Genomic DNA, 17135 nt, shown 5'->3' on the forward strand with positions numbered 1-17135 from the left:
ATATTTGTTAACTAATACTGATACATGAAAAATAAAATTCTAATAACAATAGCTTTCTTTTTGTCCCTTAAAGGATTGTCTCAGACGACAATTACAAACCCTAATGATAGTAGAGTTATAACTACTGGTGTGCCATTTTTGTTAATAGCGCCAGATGCTAGAGCAGCAGCAATGGGAGATATGGGTGTGGCAACGTCGCCAGATGCATTTTCTCAGCAATGGAATGCTTCTAAATATGTGTTCTCAGAAAATAAATCTGGAGTTGCAATTAGTTACACGCCGTACTTAAGTAAGTTGGTTAATGATATTTTTTTAGGAAACGTAACATATTTTAATAGACTTAACGATAATAGTGCTTTTGCAGCAAGTTTTAAGTATTTTTCTTTAGGAGATATAGAGTTTGTTCAAGACGAATTTTCAGAAGCGTTAGTCCAAAGACCTAACGAGTTTACTGTAGACGTATCTTATGCTTTAAGATTAAGTGATCAATTCGGGATGTCTGTTGCTATGCGTTACTTACAATCGGATTTGAAATTAAATATTGGTGATAACGATACAAAAGCCGCAAGTACTTTTGGTGTAGATATTTCTGGTTATTATCAAAGTGAAGAACAAGCTTACAACGATTTTAATGGTCGTTGGAGAGGTGGATTTGCCATACAAAACTTAGGACCTAAATTTAAATATGACGAGGCTGGTCAGGAAAATTTCCAACCAACAAATCTTAGATTAGGTTTAGGGTTTGATTTTATACTAGACCAATATAACACAGTAGGTGTTACAGCTGAGTTTTCTAAATTATTAGTGCCAACACCACCATTATTAGGTTTTGATGATACAGATGATGATGGTGTGCAAGATGCGGACGAGCCAACTTATATTGTTTCTGGTCAAGATCCAGATGTGCCATTTTTATCAGGTGTATTTCAATCGTTTGGAGATGCTCCAGGAGGATTTAAAGAAGAGTTACAAGAGTTTACCTATGCGTTAGGTGCAGAGTATACTTACCAAGATTCATTTGCTTTTAGAGCTGGTTATTTTAATGAACACGAAACAAAAGGAGCACGTAAGTTTTTTGCTTTAGGTGCAGGTTTTAAATACAATGTTATAAATGTTGATTTATCATATTTATTTTCAGCTTCTCAAGTACAGAGCCCATTAGAAAGCACATTACGTTTTTCTCTAACATTTAACTTAGGAGCCGGAACGTATAATGAGTACTAAAACATTTTAAAGATTAAAAGACAAAAAAACTATTGTGAAAACAATAGTTTTTTTGTCTAAAATAGTTACGTATATTTAAATTATGAAGGAAGTAAAAATAGAAACTACACTACAGGTTTTTGATAGTATTAAAGATTTGTCTGAAGATATTCAATCGTTAATGAGTCAGGCATCAGAAGCGCGAGATAAAGCATATGCGCCGTACTCTAAATTTAATGTTGGAGCAGCATTATTATTAGACAATGGAGAGGTTGTTACCGGAAGTAATCAAGAAAACGCATCGTATCCCTCAGGATTATGTGCAGAGCGTACAGCTATTTATTATGCAGGTGCAAAATATCCAGATGCTAAATTTTTAAGAATGGCTATAATTGCAGGGTCTCAAATCAATCCAACATTAAAGCCAATACCACCTTGCGGGGCTTGCAGACAAGCTATTGCAGAGTATGAAGTAAAACAAGAGTTGCCAATCGAATTGTATTTTATGGGCGAGACCGGTAAAGTGGTACGTTCAAATTCGTTAGGAAACCTGTTACCGCTCCTTTTTGATAAATCAGCACTATAACTATATCGTTTTCGTAATAAAAATAACGATTTTCAGTTTTTTCGTTAATAACTAAAGTGTTACTTTTGTTATTCGATAAAAAAAAATACAAACGTCACCAATGCAAAAAGTAACAAAAGAAACGTATATAAAATGGTATGAAGACATGCTGTTTTGGAGAAAGTTTGAGGACAAGCTAGCAGCTGTTTACATTCAACAAAAAGTTAGAGGTTTTCTTCACTTGTATAATGGTCAAGAAGCTGTTTTAGCTGGAGCATTACACGCAATGGATTTAACCAAGGATAAAATGATTACAGCTTACCGTAATCACGTGCAACCAATTGGTATGGGTGTAGATCCTAAACGTGTTATGGCAGAATTATTTGGTAAAGCAACTGGAACCTCTCAAGGTTTAGGTGGTTCTATGCATATATTTTCTAAAGAGCACCGTTTTTATGGTGGACACGGTATTGTTGGTGGACAAATTCCTTTAGGAGCAGGTATTGCTTTTGGAGATAAGTTTCATGGTGTAGATGGCGTTACCATTTGTTGTTTTGGTGATGGTGCAGCGCGTCAAGGATCTTTACATGAAACGTTTAACTTAGCAATGCTTTGGAATTTACCAGTAGTATTTGTTTGTGAAAACAACGGATATGCAATGGGTACGTCTGTAGCACGTACAGCTAACCACACAGATATCTGGAAGTTAGGTTTAGGTTACGAGATGCCTTGTGGACCAGTAGACGGAATGAATCCTATAAAAGTTGCTGAGGCTTTTGACGAAGCAATACAACGTGCACGTCGTGGTGATGGACCAACGTTTTTAGAGGTTAAAACTTACCGTTATAGAGGACACTCTATGTCTGATGCACAACATTATAGAACAAAAGACGAAGTAGCAGAATACAAGAAATTAGACCCTATTACGCAAGTAAAAGAAGTACTTCTTGAAAAGAATTATGCTACTGAAGAAGAAATAAAAGTTATTGATAAGCGTGTTAAAGCAAAAGTTGCAGAGTGTGAAAAGTTTGCAGAAGAGTCGCCATATCCAGATAAAAATGTGATGTACGACGTTGTATACGATCAAGAAAATTATCCATTTATAGACCACAAAATTAAATAAGCTATGGCAGAAATTATCAACATGCCACGTTTAAGTGACACCATGGAAGAAGGGACTGTCGCAGCTTGGTTAAAAAAAGTAGGAGATAAAATAGAAGAAGGCGATATTCTTGCAGAAATCGAAACAGATAAAGCAACAATGGAGTTTGAATCTTTCCATGAAGGAACACTTTTATATATTGGTGTTCAAGAAGGAGAAACAACTAAAGTAGATCAGCTTTTAGCTATTATTGGTGAAGAAGGTGAAGATATCTCAGAAGCGTTAAACGGAAGTGCTGAAAAAGAAGCGTCTGCGGATGCTGCTGTAGCAAGCACAGAAGACACTGCTGATGATGATGCTAGTTCAGATAGCTCAAGTGATTTACCAGAAGGAGTAACAGTAGTAACGATGCCAAGGTTAAGTGATACCATGGAAGAAGGGACTGTTGCTACTTGGTTGAAAAAAGTAGGAGATGAGGTAGAAGAAGGAGATATTCTTGCAGAAATCGAAACTGATAAAGCGACGATGGAGTTTGAATCTTTTCAATCTGGAAACTTATTATACATAGGATTAGAAGAAGGAGATTCGGCTAAAGTAGATTCGTTATTAGCAATTATTGGTCCTAAAGGAACTGATGTATCTGGTATAGCAAAAAGCTTTGATGCCAACGGAAGTACTTCATCTAAAAAAGAAGAAGCGCCAAAAAAGGAAGCTAAAGTAGAAGCGCCTAAAAAAGAGGCACCTAAAGCAGCTCCGGCGCAAACAGAAACTACAACAACTGCATCGGGACGTATATTTGTATCTCCTTTGGCTAAAAAAATGGCCGAAGAAAAAGGGATCAATTTATCTCAAGTTAAAGGATCAGGTGAAAATGGACGTATTGTTAAACGCGATATCGAAAACTTTACACCATCTGCAGCGGTAGCACAATCATCTGCTCCAGTAGCTAAATTTGTAGCTTCAGGTCAAGAAGATTTTGATGAGAAACCAAATTCGCAAATGCGTAAAGCAATTGCTAAAAACTTAGCTAAATCTAAATTTACAGCACCTCATTATTATTTAAATGTGGAGTTTGATATGGATAATGCTATGGCGTTTAGAGTGCAGTATAACTCTATTCCAGATACTAAAATTTCGTTTAATGATATGATTGTTAAAGCATGTGCTTTAGCATTACGTCAACACCCGCAAGTTAACTCGCAATGGTTTGATGATAAAATGAGATTAAACAACCATGTGCACATTGGTGTAGCGGTTGCTGTGGAGGACGGATTGTTAGTGCCAGTTGTAAAGTTTGCTAATGAGCAGTCTTTACCTCAAATTGGAGCAGCAGTTAGAGATTTTGCAGGTCGTGCTAGAAAGAAAAAATTATCTTTAGATGAGATGGAAGGCAGTACTTTTACTATTTCTAACCTAGGGATGTTTGGTATTGAAAGCTTTACGTCAATTATAAACCAGCCTAACTCTGCAATTTTATCTGTTGGTGCAATTGTTGCAAAACCAGTAGTTAAAAACGGACAGGTAGTAGCAGGTAATACAATGAAGTTAACTTTAGCTTGTGACCACAGAACAGTGGATGGAGCTACAGGTTCTCAATTCCTTCAAACATTAAAAGGGTATATTGAAAATCCAGTAACAATGTTAGTATAATAGTTTCGCTTTAGCGGAAATTAAAATCATATAAAATCCCATTTCAATATAATTGATTTGGGATTTTTTTATCTTTAAACACAAACCCATTAAAATGAAAAAAATAATTTTATTAGTAGCTGTATTTGCTGTTTTTACGTCGTGTAAAACAAAAGTAAACGAGGTGGTAAAACCTATTGATTATACAATAACAGCACAAGAGGTAAAAAGTATTGTGTCTTATTTGGCATCTGATGATCTAAAAGGAAGAGATGTTGGTAGTAAAGGTATTGCTGATGCAGCAACGTACGTAGAAGATAAATTGAAATCCTACGGAGCAACGCCTTATTTTGAGACTTATCGTGATAATTTTAAAGTTGGCGATTTAGACGCTTTTAATGTTGTTGGTTATTTAGAAGGAAATGACGCCGATTTAAAAAACGAGTTTATATTAATTGGTGCCCATTATGATCATATTGGACAAAGTAAAACGGTCGCAAATGATAGTATTGCAAATGGTGCAAATGATAATGCAGCAGGAACAAGTGGTGTACTAGCTTTAGCTAAATATTTTGGAGCTAAAAAATCAAATAAGAGAAGTCTTTTATTTGTAACATTTTCGGCAGAGGAAAAAGGATTGTTAGGATCTAAGCATTTAGCAAACCGATTAAAAGACGCTAATTTGGATTTATATACTATGATAAATTTAGAAATGATTGGTGTGCCTTTTAAAGATAGAGACTACCAAGCATTTATTACTGGTTTTGATAAATCTAATTTAGCAGAAACAATGAATGGGTACGCAGGTACAAAAATGGTTGGTTTTTCTGATGTTGCAGCAAAATATAGTTTGTTTAAACGTTCGGATAATTACCCTTTTTATGAGGCATTTAAGGTGCCATCACATACTGTGTCTTCTTGCGATTTAAGTAATTTTGACTTTTATCACCATGTGGATGATGAGGTTGATCAATTAGATTACCCTTTTATGACGACTTTAATAAACAATTTAGCACCAGTTATTGAACAAATAACAAATGCATCAACTAAAGAAATTAAGTTAAATGAAAACTAAAAATATTATAATAACAGGTACAAGTCGTGGTATTGGTTTTGAACTGGTACATATTTTTGCCAATCAAGGTCACAATGTTTTGGCTTTATCTAGAAATGCACAACCTGTAAATAATCTTCATTTTGAAAACATTACGTCTTTTGCTTTTGATTTAGGTAATCCAGACGATTACAAAAAAGTAGAAACATTTATTAAAGAGGAATGGAAACAAGTAGATGTGTTAATTAATAATGCAGGTACTATTGTAAATAAACCATTTGCAGAAACCACAATGGCGGATTTTGAGCATGTTTACAAAACCAATGTGTTTGGTGTTGCAGAAATGACAAGGACTGTACTTCCGTTTATGCCTAAAGATGGGCATGTTCTGTCTGTAAGTTCTATGGGCGGTGTACAGGGAAGTATGAAATTTGCAGGACTATCTGCTTACAGTTCTAGTAAAGGTGCCGTAATAACGCTTACAGAGTTGTTGGCTGAAGAATATAAAGAGAGTGGACCGTCATTTAACGTGTTGGCTTTAGGTGCGGTTCAAACCGAAATGTTAGAAGAAGCTTTTCCGGGATACCAAGCGCCAAACTCAGCTAAACAAATGGCAGATTATATGGCAGATTTTGCTTTAACAGGACATAAGTTTTACAACGGTAAGATGTTACAGGTCTCTAACTCTACACCATAAAAAAAATGCGGTTGATTTATTAAAATAAATCAACCGCATATATAGCAGACTAGTTAATATTTATACACGCTCAAGTGCCGCGTATGCTTCCGCACTAGAAAATTTGTCTTCAGAAAAGATGTTGTATTCTAATACTTTAATGACTTGCATTAATTGTTCAAAATTCTTTTTTTGGTAAATAGGTTTTAGGCTATCGTCTACTTTAAAAAACATCTCGCTTTGATTGTTGTTTTTGTTAATTCCGTAGAAAAATAATATTTCGTTAGCTTTTGGTTTAAAAAACTTATAATCGTCTGACACACTTGCTGTCTTGTTGTAATAAATTTTTATATATACTTTTTCGGTGTCTACTTCTTTATCTATATCCAAATCCTCAGGATCAAGACGGTAGCGTGTTACTTGCAGATAGTCGTCAGAAGTTGTGCTTTGGTCGTTGTTTTGTTGTGCTTGAATCGTGCTTAGGGAAAGCAGAAACAAGAGAATAAGGGAAAATCTCATAGTTGCTATTAATCAGTTAATCTTAAGGGATGCTATTTTTTAATCAGCAACAAGAAACTAATTATTTATTAATTACGCAAATTTACACGTAACTTTATCTTAATTTTTTAACACTTTATCTAAAGTATTAATATTTAATAGGTTTTTTACTACGTAATAACGAAGTTTTTGTTATCGAAAACTATCATTTTGATAGATGCGCTTATTTGTGGTATTTTAAATTTAGCCTAGATCTGTAGAGGTATTAAGATTTGATATTATAAAACGTGTTGTGCGTTTTCAATATTAGCTTTATATAGTTTGGTATAGCGTTCTCCAAACGTATCAATTACAATAGCGACTGCTAAGTGAATCATCACCGCTGTAAATATGCCAAAATAGAGCGGTTTAAGAGCGACTTTAGATAATACTATAGCTAAGGTTATAAAGGCTACAGCATATATCAGTTTAAGCGTGAAAAAGGCGTTTAGGTTTTTATTAACCATAACTAAATCAGACTGTAAGTAGCTGTCTTTATTATCTTGGTATTGTGCTACTTTTTGATCTACGGTTTTCTGATTATTTACCAAGAAATAACCCGTAATAAATACGCCAGCTTCTATCAAACCTAAAACTAACATTGCTATTGCAAAGACTTTAAATTGCGGCTTGTTGGCATAAAAATAGACACCAGTAATTATAGATAATAAACCTATGATTCCCGCGCTTAAACCTAATAAGCGCTCGCTTTGTAAATACTGTTGCACAAATTCCATGATACGTTGATTTTAAGAAACCAATTTACTTATTTTTTTAAATGCATTTCATTTTAAATTAATTTACTTTTGTGAAAAATATCAAAATGAAACAAACAACAAACAGCATATTAATGATTCGTCCGGTAAACTTTAGGATGAACGAGCAAACGGCAGTAAACAATTATTTTCAAGAAACACTTGCCATAAAAAACGCAGAAATTAATACAAAAGCGCAAGAAGAATTTGATGCCTTTGTAGAAAAGTTAAAAGCAGTTGGTGTAAATGTTGTTGTAATTAGTGATGATATTAATGTAGATACTCCGGATTCGATATTTCCAAATAACTGGGTTAGTTTTCATGAAAATGGTGACGTTGCTATGTATCCAATGTTTGCAGAAAATAGGAGAAAAGAAAGACGAGAAGATGTATTTATTAAATTAGAAGAAGAAGGATTTAAAATTAATAATATAACAGATTATACTTCTGCAGAAGAGCAAGGCGTGTATTTAGAGGGTACCGGAAGTTTATTATTGGATAGAGCCAATAGTATTGCGTATTGCGCATTGTCTCCAAGAGCGGATGAAGAATTGTTTATTGAATTTTGCGAAGATTTTGAATATACACCAGTTGTATTTACTGCAAACCAAACGGTAGAAGGAGAACGTTTAGCTATTTATCATACTAATGTAATGATGTGTTTGGCAGAAACCTTTGCAGTGATTTGTTTAGATACTATTGATGATAAAAAAGAACGTAAAAACGTGGTGTCTCATTTAAAGCAAACGGGTAAACAAGTAATTGCAATAACAGAGCAACAAATGAATCAGTTTGCTGGAAACATGCTGCAATTAAGAGGTAAAGATGATGCGTTGTATTTAGTAATGAGCCAAGCTGCTCATGATAGTTTAACTGCGACACAAAAGGCAGAGATAGAAGCACATTGTCCTATTTTATCAAGTAGTCTAGAAACTATAGAGACTTGTGGTGGTGGTAGTGCGAGATGTATGATGGCTGAGGTATTTCTACCGAAGGTCTAGTTCAAGTATCACCTGGGTTTTCAACCTTGCTTTTAGGGAGTTCTACATAAAAAGTGCTCCCTATATTTTTATCACTTTCTACCCAAATATTACCCTTGTTTAGTTCTACTAATTCTCTACAAATAGTAAGTCCTAAACCGGTTCCTTTTTCTTTTTCAGTACCTCTTGTGGTAAATGTGTTGCTTACAAATAGCTTATCTAAATCTTCTTTATTTATACCAACACCTGTATCAGCAACGCTAAGTATAGCACGACCATTACTTATCTGATTGGTTATAGATATAGTATCTCCACGATTAGTAAATTTTACAGCATTAGCCAGTAAATTTTGTATTACTATTTCAATCATACTTCGATCTGCGTATACAAAATCGCGTAATGTGTTATCTACTAATCTAATGCCTTTGGATTCAAACTTCTGGTCCATTAGCTTTGTTTTTTCAGTAAAAACCTCCTTAATATCAAATAAGGAAGGTTTTGGATCTAAAGACTGCATTTGCGACTTAGACCAGTTTAATAAATTAAATAATAGTAAAGAGGCATTGTTGGCGCTTTCACTTAATTCAGGTAAATAGCTTTGAAACTCTTCTTGCGTTAATTGTCCGTCTTTTAACAAATCTATAAACCCTTTTGTAGAGGTTAACGAATCTTTTAAATCATGAGAAACGATAGAGAACAGCTTATCTTTTACTTTGTTAATATTCTCAAGGTTTTTGCTCTGTTCTAAAATAGCTTCGTTTTGTAATTCTATCTTTTTATTTTTTGCTTCTAGCTCTCTAGTATATTTTAATCTATTGTTTCGTTTTACATAAAACAATACAAAAGAGGTCAGTACTACAGCAAAAGCAGCTAGTAAAGCATAAAAAATCAATTTAAACTTGTCGTACTTTTGTTTGCTTACTTGGTTCTCGTTTTGTGTAATTGGCAGTATGTTTGAAGCTCGGGTAGATGTTAAATCTCCCGTAGAATCAATTACTTTTAGAGCATTATTCTTTGTTTTTTCAGAGTCTATTTTTTCTTTTAGATGGTAATACTCACTTTGCCAAACAAAGGCATTATCAAACTTTCCGTTAGTAGAATCTAAAACTTTCATAAGCTGATAATTACGCAGTAATTGCTCATCATTATTTATAATTCGACTTAAATTGGCAGCTTCGATTAGCTGGTGTTCTGCAGTCTTTAAACGTTTTTGATGTAAATTTAATTCTCCTAAACTATTTAAAGATACAAGTACTTCTTCTTGATTATCAAAACGTCTATTAAGGTTAATGGATTCTAACAAATACCTAGAAGCCATTTTGTAGTCTTTGTCTTTTAGGTAAGCATTACCTAAGTACGGTAATATTTTAGCTCTAAAATTTTCATTTTTAGTTCCTGCATAACCTAAAGCACTTTCGTAATAACTTATAGCTTGACTGTAATCTTCTTTTGCAGTATAAATATCGCCTAGATCTTTATTAGTAGCAATTAAACCATTAATGTTATTGTCTTTATTATCTACTTGTAATTTTTTTAAATTAAAAGTAATGGCTTTTTCTAAGTCTCCGGATGTATGGTATGCTTTTGCAAGACTCTCGTAATTTTGTGACAGTTCTTCGTATAAATTCCTTTTTTCTAATTCCTTTATAGCGGATAAAGCGTAGGTTAAACCATCTTGATAATTTCCTTTCTCAATTTCTAAAACGCCTAAATTACTATCTACTTTAGCTACTGCAATGGTATCGTTCATGGATTGAAACAATGCTTTAGCAGCTTTAAAACCGGTTATAGCTTTCGGGATATTACCTTCTTGATTATGTATTTTAGCTTTTAAAAATATAATTTCGGCAAGGCCTTTATTATAGCCTAAATCTTTAGCTAATTTTTCGCTTTGTTGTACAAATTTTAAAGCTTTAGTATACTTTTTAGATTTAAAAAGTAGTTTTATAATGTTAATGGAAGTATTAACTTTAGTGGAGTCTGGATCTTGATAAGCCAACTGAATAGTCAAACTCTCTAGTTCATCGTCTTGCGAAAAGCTAAAAGCAGTATTCAGTAGGAAAATAAGGACAATCAGTCTCTTCATTTAAAGGTACAGCATTACGCATTATAATATAAGTAGCTAAAAAGCAGCCCATATTATACAATTATAATGACTTAAATAGTTAGTTAAATTTATAGAAGAAAAGTGGAGGGATTTTTCTTCTCGCCATAAAAATGACTATTAATATGCTGATATCATAATTTTTAAGCGGTACTACCTATAAATTAGACTAACGGTAGATTTTAGTTTTTTTACGTAAATCACTCGCTTTATTTAGGAGTTTAAAAACATATATTTTTATTTTTAAGTTATTACAAACGGGGCTAATAAGCACGATAAAAACTGTCGTTTTCACGCAATAAATGCTATATTTGCGCTTTCAAAAAATACATCAAATGAGCCTTCAGCATACCTTAGAGCAACACGTAAAACAAGCAGTAAATTCAATTTATAGTGCAGACTTACAGTCGGTAGAGTTTCAAGCAACTCGTAAAGAGTTTGCAGGAGATATTACCGTTGTCGTGTTTCCTATGTTAAGGGTGGTAAAGGGTAATCCTGTGCAAATAGGAGAGGCTATTGGTAACTATTTGTTAGAAAATGTGACTGAAGTCGAAGGGTTTAATGTTGTAAAAGGCTTTTTAAATCTTGAAATTCAGGCCTCATATTTTGTAAACTATTTTAATAGTATTAAGGATCAAGAGACGTTTGGTTTTGTTAACGCTTCCGCGGAAAATAAAGCCGTTATGGTGGAGTATTCATCACCAAATACAAACAAGCCATTACACCTTGGACATATCCGAAACAATTTATTAGGGTATAGTGTGGCCGAAATAATTAAGGCTTCGGGTAAAAAAGTATATAAAACACAAATTATTAACGATAGAGGAATACATATTTGTAAAAGTATGTTGGCTTGGCAACGTTTTGGTAATGCAGAAACTCCTGAATCTACAGGGTTAAAAGGCGACAAATTAGTAGGTAATTACTACGTTAAGTTTGATCAAGAATATAAAAAAGAAATTGCGGCTTTAATGGCTGAGGGTAAAACCGAAGATGACGCTAAAAAAGAAGCGCCTATTTTAGTGTCAGCACAACAGATGCTTCAAAAATGGGAGGCAGGAGATAAAGACGTAGTTACTTTGTGGGAAACCATGAACGGCTGGGTGTATAAAGGCTTTGATGAAACTTATAAAAACCTTGGTGTTGATTTTGATAATTTATATTATGAAAGTGAGACTTACCTTTTAGGTAAAGAGTTTGTTGCTGAAGGCTTAAAATCAGGTGTGTTCTTTAAAAAAGAAGACGGATCAGTTTGGTGCGATTTAACAGCTGATGGTTTAGACGAGAAAATTGTGTTGCGTTCTGACGGTACAGCTGTATACATGACACAAGATATTGGAACAGCTATCCAACGTGTTAAAGATTATCCAGATGTTGGAGGTATGGTTTATACGGTTGGTAACGAGCAAGAATATCACTTTCAAGTATTGTTTTTAATTATTAAAAAACTTGGTTTTGATTGGGCTAAAAATCTATTTCATTTAAGTTACGGTATGGTAGATTTACCATCTGGTAAAATGAAGAGTAGAGAAGGGACTGTTGTTGATGCAGACGATTTAATAGTCGAAATGGCAGACACAGCACAAACTATATCTGAAGATTTAGGTAAATTAGAAGGTTATACAGATCAAGAAAAAACAGACTTGTATAAAACTATTGGTTTAGGGGCTTTAAAATATTACATTTTAAAAGTAGATCCTAAAAAACGTATTTTGTTTGATCCAAAGGATTCAATCGATTTTCAGGGTAATACAGGACCTTTTATTCAGTACACGTATGCTAGAATTCAATCTATCTTGCGTAAGGCTGGAGTAGACGCTACAGTAACTTTAAGCGCGGATCAAGTGGTTCTTGAAGATAAAGAGCGTGAGTTAATTAAGCAATTACAATTGTTTCCGGAAGTTATCCAGCAAGCAGCCACTAACCATAGTCCTGCATTAATAGCTAATTACACTTATGATTTGGTAAAAGCTTTTAATAGTTTTTATCAAAATGTGTCTATACTTGGGGCAAATACACAAAATGAAATTGTTTTTAGAGTACAATTATCTCAAGCAGTAGCAAATACTATAAAAAACGCTTTTAGCTTATTAGGTGTGGCAGTGCCAGAACGTATGTAAGATTAAAACTTTATTATATTAAAAAAACGCTTTCAATTATTTGAAAGCGTTTTTTTTGTTGTGTGTTGTAAGCCTATTATCTTGGTTTGTAAATTGCACCAGTAGCAAAGTCAACAATTACTCCAGGAAAGAAAAGTAAAATATCAGCAATTAATGCTCCAACCCTAATTTCTCGCTGCTGCTCTCCTGCTTGAGGTTTTGTTTTTTGAGAAGCAGTAATTTTTCCTCCAAATACCGTAGCGCAACTAGACATCATTATTGCAACTAATCCAATTACAATTACATTTTTTAGTTTTTTCATTTTTTTCGAAATTTATGTTAATAATTAATCTAGACATGATAGAAAGTCTTTAATTATAGTTTTATGACAGTAGTAATAAAGTTTATGAAATTTGACTTTCATTATTAACTGTATTTAGAACTCTAATTTTTGTAATTCTTGTAGGTAAGTATATTTGTAAGGTAAGCTAATAAATTCAGCATAATGGATTTGTTTCTTGTTTTATCTTTTATGATAGTTTTTTTAGTTAAATTTTGCTTAAGCGAAAATTAACTTATTATGTGCCACTCTTTAGTTAAAGTTAGGTGGTTTGTCTTAAACACGAAGCGGTTTAAAATAGCATGAGGTTCTCGATACATTTGTTTTTTCCGTTATCACTCCAGAAACAAACACTCGAACTGATGCTGGGTGACGACTCATGGTGTTTTTATATATGTAATGCTTAAGTGCTTTGGATGTACAGCAAAAATGAGTTATCACATATCGTCGTTTCTAGTAATTTACGAGGCATGAGCATATAGTGTCGAGAACTATTCTTAAATAAAGTAAATAGTGGTTTTTTATAAGAAACACAACCTGATCTTAAAAGTTGCGTTTAATTCGCAGCAGAGAAATATTCATTTAAAATATAATCGATCGCTGCTTTAATTGGGGCTTTCTCCCAAGGTTCTATTTCTATTACTGTGTAGTTAGTTCCAATAATAATTTTTTCACTATAAAAATCTAAACCAATAAAAAAAGAAATATAATCGGTTACGTATTCCGCAAAACTATCTTCTTTGTCTTTTAGTGGTTGATAATTTTTTTTTATTAAAAATATCAGGATGGATCGTTTTTAGTTTATAATATAAAGGCAATCCAAAACCGTTATAACGAGTTTCTAAATTTTTAAAAGATTCTAATTCATGGTAATACACAATAGTAGTATTCTATCCATTGTGCATGTCAAGAATATCAATATACGTATTGTCAAACGATATCTTTAGTAAAGTAGCGGTGTTGAAGTTTATGGTATTGTAAAGTGACATTTATTAGTTAGATGACTTAATCAAGTTAGTACCTGAGGAGAGGGAATTAAATTTTAGATTTTATTCGACTTAAAGTTTCTTGTGATATATTAATATACGAGGCTACTATTTTGTTTGGTAGGCGTTTAACAATATTTGGATTTATTTTAAATAATTGTTTGTAGCGTTCAGCAGCATCTAGGGTGGTAAAAGAGATTAATCTTTTTGAATTATTAACGTAAGCTTTTTCCAAATAGATGCTGTAAAAATCTTTCCATTTGGGAATAATTGTCATGAGATGCCTAAAATTATCATGAGTGATATATAGTAATTCACTTTTTTCAATAACTTGAATGGTTTCTTGTGCGGGTTCATTAGTTATAAAGCTGACCAATTCTGTAGCAAATTGATTCTCGAAAGCAATATAGCGAGTGATATCTTTTCCTTCTTCGTCTATGTAAAACAACCTTAGGCAGCCTTTATTTACAAAATAACTAACTTGACTGTTTTTTCCATTAGAAAGTAAAATGTCATTCTTGCTTTTTTTGATCATTTTAAAATAAGACAGTACGACTTGTAAATCCTTATCTTCAATATCAATATTCTTTTTTATGAAATTTGTGAGTTCTATATAGTTTGTCATCTAGTTGTAGTCTCTTACAAATTTACGATAATGGATAATATCTTGTATTGATAGAACAACCAAATTGTGCTCTTTAGCAAATGTTGTAATTGTATCCGTTTTAGCCATTGTTCCATCATCGTTCATTAACTCACAAAGTACTGCTTCCGGTTTTAAGCCTGCTAGCTTCATTAAATCTATACTTCCTTCGGTATGGCCTTTTCTTTCTAATACTCCATTGTCTTTAGCTCTTAAAGGGAAAATGTGACCAGGTTTTGCTAAGTCATCACTTGTAGCATTACTAGCGCAAGCCATTTGGATGGTTTTTAGTCTGTCGCTTGCCGATACTCCTGTAGTAACACCTTTTTTTGCTTCGATGGAAATAGTAAAAGGAGTTTGGAAACTGCTAGTGTTTTCTTTTACCATATAGGGCAGATTAAGTTGGTCTGCTTTTGTGTTAGTTAGACATAGGCAAACAATGCCACTACATTTTCTGATCATTAATGCCATGTCATTTTTAGTCATGTGCTGTGCAGAGAAAATTAAATCACCTTCATTTTCTCTGTCTTTATCATCTGTTAAAATAAGTCCTTTCCCTTTTTGAAGATGCTTTATTGCATTTTTCACTCGTTCTTGACTAGTATGATCTATTGTTTCTGTTAACTCTAATTCTGTAAGTATCATTTTAAATATTTGGTATTAATTTAAATGCAAAATTAGAGTTGTATTTCATCAAATTATTTGATGTATGTCAAATAATGAGGTCATTTTAGGGTAGTTTTTATTTAAATGTTTAGTCTTCTAATATCCAATCTACTAAATCTTTTGTATCAATAATAGACCAACTATGGGGATGTCTGTCTCCGTTTTCTCGGTAGCCTTTATTGGTTGTTGGGATATATTCCACGTTTTTAAATTGTTGTTCTTTTAAACGTTGAGAGAATTTTTTAATGTAATACGCATTCATTTGATCATAATCTGCCTTTCGGTTGGTTTTCCACCATAGTGTGTCAGGCTCTGTGTATAATCTGATTTTTTTGTTTTTTAAATGTTTGACATTGCCAGTGTAGTTGCTTCTAGAGGTGTAAACTGCATTTTTTTCGTAATTATCAAGGTGTTCGTCTGGATGTCCAAAAGCGTTAGTTAATGTCTCTAGGATCCAGATGCTTTCTTCGTTAGAGATAACGTGAGCAGTACGTTTGACGTTTTTTTCTGACGAGGTATATAATGCTGCTAAATCTATTGGGGAATCGACAATAAAAACGCCTTTTGGGTCTATATAATATTGTTTTAAACTGACAATAAAATCGCTTAACAATAAACTTACTACGCCGCCACTAGAAAATCCACCAATATAAATGGCATCTGTAGGTAATTGATTGTCTGCTATAATTTTTTGTAATTGTGCGGCTAGTTTGTGTTTTTCTTGTGTTTCTAGCCATAATTTTCTATTATAGTTAGAAAATATAACAGCAATATTATGTAGTTTGGCAAGTTCAAGTATTTTGAATTCTTTTTTTATGTCTTCTGCGTTTTCTGGGAAACCACCAAAAAGAATCAGTACAGCTTTTGCTTTTTGTGTTGGTTTGTATAATTGATAATCAAGAGCTATAAGTTCTATATAGTCAGCGTTTTTATTTGTAGTTTTTGTTTTAGGAGTTGTGTTTTCTTTACAAGAGGTCAATCCTAAAAAAAGAATGATTACTGCTACAATTTTATTCATCTTAAAATATAGTATTGGTTATTAGCATTTTAGTGTACTACTTTACTTGTGTAACTGTTTGCTATGTAGAAAGGTAATCCATTAAAAACTAACACGCAAACTAGCGTTTGGTGTTAGGCTAAGCTTATTCAAACTTGATATAGTCAATTTCAATATCAAAGTCGCCTGCTTTTTTATCGCTAATAATTAATGCCATATTATAAATGTCATCTAATGCAGTAATTGGCATGTCGTTTCCAATAACTTCGCTGATACGATAATGCTTGAAGTCTGATAAATTAACTGTTAGTGTTTCCCATTCAGTTGTTTTTGGCGAAAACGTATGTTTGTAATACGGGATGTAATACTGTTGACTATTTTTTAAAGACAATCCAAACGTCCGATCTGTACTGCTACTTTTATAGCGCATAGTCATTGTTTTGCAAGCGCTTAATGCACCTTTAGTAATCAATGTACGCATACTTGCAAATCCACCATTGTTTTTTAGACTTACAGCGCCCGTAAATCGGATACTGTTGTTTGTAAGTTGGATTTCTGATTTGGAGAGTCCTCCCATAACACCATCATTAACAATGCGCCAAGTGTCTCCAGCTTTATCTTGTCCAAAATCTATGGTTAATCCTGTAGTTGTTATCATAAATAGTAGAGTTAGAAGTAGTAATTGTTTCATATCTAAAGATACAACAATCAAAGCAGCATTTGTTTTAAAGTCTTGTTAATAGATTATAAATTGAAGTGATAAAAAAGATTTATTTAAGTTAAGAAATCTAAGTGTAAA

The 17135-nt window shown here is 33.1% G+C and carries 16 protein-coding genes; 8 read left to right on the forward strand and 8 right to left on the reverse strand.

Features of this window, described 5'->3' with window-relative positions; all coding sequences use genetic code 11:
• Positions 1 to 24: 24 nt before the first annotated feature.
• From porV to ACZ2G2_RS08725, 6 genes are all read left to right on the forward strand, one after another.
• The gene (gene porV, locus ACZ2G2_RS08700; protein WP_090841570.1) at positions 25 to 1224 is read left to right on the forward strand and encodes a type IX secretion system outer membrane channel protein PorV; all 1200 of its coding nucleotides are present in this window, start codon (positions 25 to 27) and stop codon (positions 1222 to 1224) included.
• Between the two features lie 82 nt (positions 1225 to 1306).
• Entirely contained in the window at positions 1307 to 1789 is a 483-nt protein-coding gene (cdd, locus tag ACZ2G2_RS08705) for a cytidine deaminase (protein ID WP_090841568.1), read from the forward strand.
• Between the two features lie 100 nt (positions 1790 to 1889).
• Complete coding sequence (gene pdhA, locus ACZ2G2_RS08710) at positions 1890 to 2891, forward strand: pyruvate dehydrogenase (acetyl-transferring) E1 component subunit alpha (protein WP_090841566.1); 1002 nt, start codon at positions 1890 to 1892, stop codon at positions 2889 to 2891.
• 3 nt (positions 2892 to 2894) lie between these two features.
• Complete coding sequence (locus tag ACZ2G2_RS08715; RefSeq protein WP_282068823.1) at positions 2895 to 4520, forward strand: pyruvate dehydrogenase complex dihydrolipoamide acetyltransferase; 1626 nt, start codon at positions 2895 to 2897, stop codon at positions 4518 to 4520.
• A 94-nt stretch (positions 4521 to 4614) separates the two neighbouring features.
• Positions 4615 to 5574 (forward strand): M28 family peptidase, encoded by a 960-nt coding sequence (locus ACZ2G2_RS08720; RefSeq protein WP_281847959.1) that lies wholly within the window; start codon positions 4615 to 4617, stop codon positions 5572 to 5574.
• Positions 5564 to 6250, forward strand: coding sequence for an SDR family NAD(P)-dependent oxidoreductase (locus ACZ2G2_RS08725; protein WP_282068820.1), 687 nt, complete (start codon positions 5564 to 5566; stop codon positions 6248 to 6250). Before ACZ2G2_RS08720 ends, ACZ2G2_RS08725 begins: the two co-directional genes overlap by 11 nt.
• A 60-nt stretch (positions 6251 to 6310) precedes the next feature.
• On the opposite strand, the gene ACZ2G2_RS08730 is transcribed toward ACZ2G2_RS08725, so the two are convergent.
• Positions 6311 to 6748 carry a hypothetical protein gene (locus tag ACZ2G2_RS08730; RefSeq protein WP_272023869.1) on the reverse strand — a complete coding sequence of 146 codons (438 nt, stop codon included), beginning with the start codon at positions 6746 to 6748 and terminating at the stop codon, positions 6311 to 6313.
• A 257-nt stretch (positions 6749 to 7005) separates the two neighbouring features.
• Positions 7006 to 7503, reverse strand: a complete 498-nt coding sequence (locus ACZ2G2_RS08735) for a hypothetical protein (protein ID WP_470391841.1) — start codon at positions 7501 to 7503, stop codon at positions 7006 to 7008.
• An 86-nt stretch (positions 7504 to 7589) separates the two neighbouring features.
• Here ACZ2G2_RS08735 and ctlX point away from each other — a divergent pair, with 86 nt between their 5' ends.
• The gene (gene ctlX, locus ACZ2G2_RS08740) at positions 7590 to 8522 is read left to right on the forward strand and encodes a citrulline utilization hydrolase CtlX (protein ID WP_090841554.1); all 933 of its coding nucleotides are present in this window, start codon (positions 7590 to 7592) and stop codon (positions 8520 to 8522) included.
• 1 nt (position 8523) lies between these two features.
• Here ctlX and ACZ2G2_RS08745 read toward each other — a convergent pair whose 3' ends face one another.
• Positions 8524 to 10587 carry a tetratricopeptide repeat-containing sensor histidine kinase gene (locus ACZ2G2_RS08745; protein ID WP_470391842.1) on the reverse strand — a complete coding sequence of 688 codons (2064 nt, stop codon included), beginning with the start codon at positions 10585 to 10587 and terminating at the stop codon, positions 8524 to 8526.
• Positions 10588 to 10940: 353 nt separating this feature from the next.
• Here ACZ2G2_RS08745 and argS point away from each other — a divergent pair, with 353 nt between their 5' ends.
• Positions 10941 to 12725, forward strand: coding sequence for an arginine--tRNA ligase (gene argS / locus ACZ2G2_RS08750; protein WP_470391843.1), 1785 nt, complete (start codon positions 10941 to 10943; stop codon positions 12723 to 12725).
• A 76-nt stretch (positions 12726 to 12801) separates the two neighbouring features.
• Here argS and ACZ2G2_RS08755 read toward each other — a convergent pair whose 3' ends face one another.
• From ACZ2G2_RS08755 to ACZ2G2_RS08775, 5 genes are all read right to left on the reverse strand, one after another.
• The gene (locus tag ACZ2G2_RS08755) at positions 12802 to 13026 is read right to left on the reverse strand and encodes a hypothetical protein (protein ID WP_470391844.1); all 225 of its coding nucleotides are present in this window, start codon (positions 13024 to 13026) and stop codon (positions 12802 to 12804) included.
• A gap of 1053 nt (positions 13027 to 14079) precedes the next feature.
• Positions 14080 to 14655 (reverse strand): Crp/Fnr family transcriptional regulator, encoded by a 576-nt coding sequence (locus tag ACZ2G2_RS08760; RefSeq protein ID WP_470391845.1) that lies wholly within the window; start codon positions 14653 to 14655, stop codon positions 14080 to 14082.
• A complete protein-coding gene (ribB, locus tag ACZ2G2_RS08765) occupies positions 14656 to 15318 on the reverse strand; it encodes a 3,4-dihydroxy-2-butanone-4-phosphate synthase (RefSeq protein ID WP_470391846.1) in 663 nt (220 codons plus the stop codon).
• A gap of 109 nt (positions 15319 to 15427) precedes the next feature.
• On the reverse strand, positions 15428 to 16357 hold the full coding sequence (locus tag ACZ2G2_RS08770) for a hypothetical protein (RefSeq protein ID WP_470391847.1): 930 nt from the start codon (positions 16355 to 16357) through the stop codon (positions 15428 to 15430).
• A gap of 124 nt (positions 16358 to 16481) precedes the next feature.
• Positions 16482 to 16994, reverse strand: coding sequence for a CIA30 family protein (locus ACZ2G2_RS08775; protein WP_470391848.1), 513 nt, complete (start codon positions 16992 to 16994; stop codon positions 16482 to 16484).
• Positions 16995 to 17135 lie beyond the last annotated feature (141 nt).

This window comes from Olleya sp. KKT75 (genome assembly GCF_055635485.1).

What these genes read in the sequence shown, in the direction of transcription:
- ACZ2G2_RS08730 (WP_272023869.1), bottom strand. Translation starts at nt 6,748, where the DNA reads ATGAGATTTTCCCTTATTCTCTTGTTTCTGCTTTCCCTAAGCACGATT.
- ctlX (WP_090841554.1), top strand. Translation starts at nt 7,590, where the DNA reads ATGAAACAAACAACAAACAGCATATTAATGATTCGTCCGGTAAACTTT.
- ACZ2G2_RS08735 (WP_470391841.1), bottom strand. Translation starts at nt 7,503, where the DNA reads ATGGAATTTGTGCAACAGTATTTACAAAGCGAGCGCTTATTAGGTTTA.
- ACZ2G2_RS08715 (WP_282068823.1), top strand. Translation starts at nt 2,895, where the DNA reads ATGGCAGAAATTATCAACATGCCACGTTTAAGTGACACCATGGAAGAA.
- ACZ2G2_RS08720 (WP_281847959.1), top strand. Translation starts at nt 4,615, where the DNA reads ATGAAAAAAATAATTTTATTAGTAGCTGTATTTGCTGTTTTTACGTCG.
- cdd (WP_090841568.1), top strand. Translation starts at nt 1,307, where the DNA reads ATGAAGGAAGTAAAAATAGAAACTACACTACAGGTTTTTGATAGTATT.
- ACZ2G2_RS08755 (WP_470391844.1), bottom strand. Translation starts at nt 13,026, where the DNA reads ATGAAAAAACTAAAAAATGTAATTGTAATTGGATTAGTTGCAATAATG.
- ACZ2G2_RS08725 (WP_282068820.1), top strand. Translation starts at nt 5,564, where the DNA reads ATGAAAACTAAAAATATTATAATAACAGGTACAAGTCGTGGTATTGGT.
- pdhA (WP_090841566.1), top strand. Translation starts at nt 1,890, where the DNA reads ATGCAAAAAGTAACAAAAGAAACGTATATAAAATGGTATGAAGACATG.
- ACZ2G2_RS08745 (WP_470391842.1), bottom strand. Translation starts at nt 10,587, where the DNA reads ATGAAGAGACTGATTGTCCTTATTTTCCTACTGAATACTGCTTTTAGC.
- ACZ2G2_RS08775 (WP_470391848.1), bottom strand. Translation starts at nt 16,994, where the DNA reads ATGATAACAACTACAGGATTAACCATAGATTTTGGACAAGATAAAGCT.
- porV (WP_090841570.1), top strand. Translation starts at nt 25, where the DNA reads ATGAAAAATAAAATTCTAATAACAATAGCTTTCTTTTTGTCCCTTAAA.
- argS (WP_470391843.1), top strand. Translation starts at nt 10,941, where the DNA reads ATGAGCCTTCAGCATACCTTAGAGCAACACGTAAAACAAGCAGTAAAT.
- ACZ2G2_RS08770 (WP_470391847.1), bottom strand. Translation starts at nt 16,357, where the DNA reads ATGAATAAAATTGTAGCAGTAATCATTCTTTTTTTAGGATTGACCTCT.
- ACZ2G2_RS08760 (WP_470391845.1), bottom strand. Translation starts at nt 14,655, where the DNA reads ATGACAAACTATATAGAACTCACAAATTTCATAAAAAAGAATATTGAT.
- ribB (WP_470391846.1), bottom strand. Translation starts at nt 15,318, where the DNA reads ATGATACTTACAGAATTAGAGTTAACAGAAACAATAGATCATACTAGT.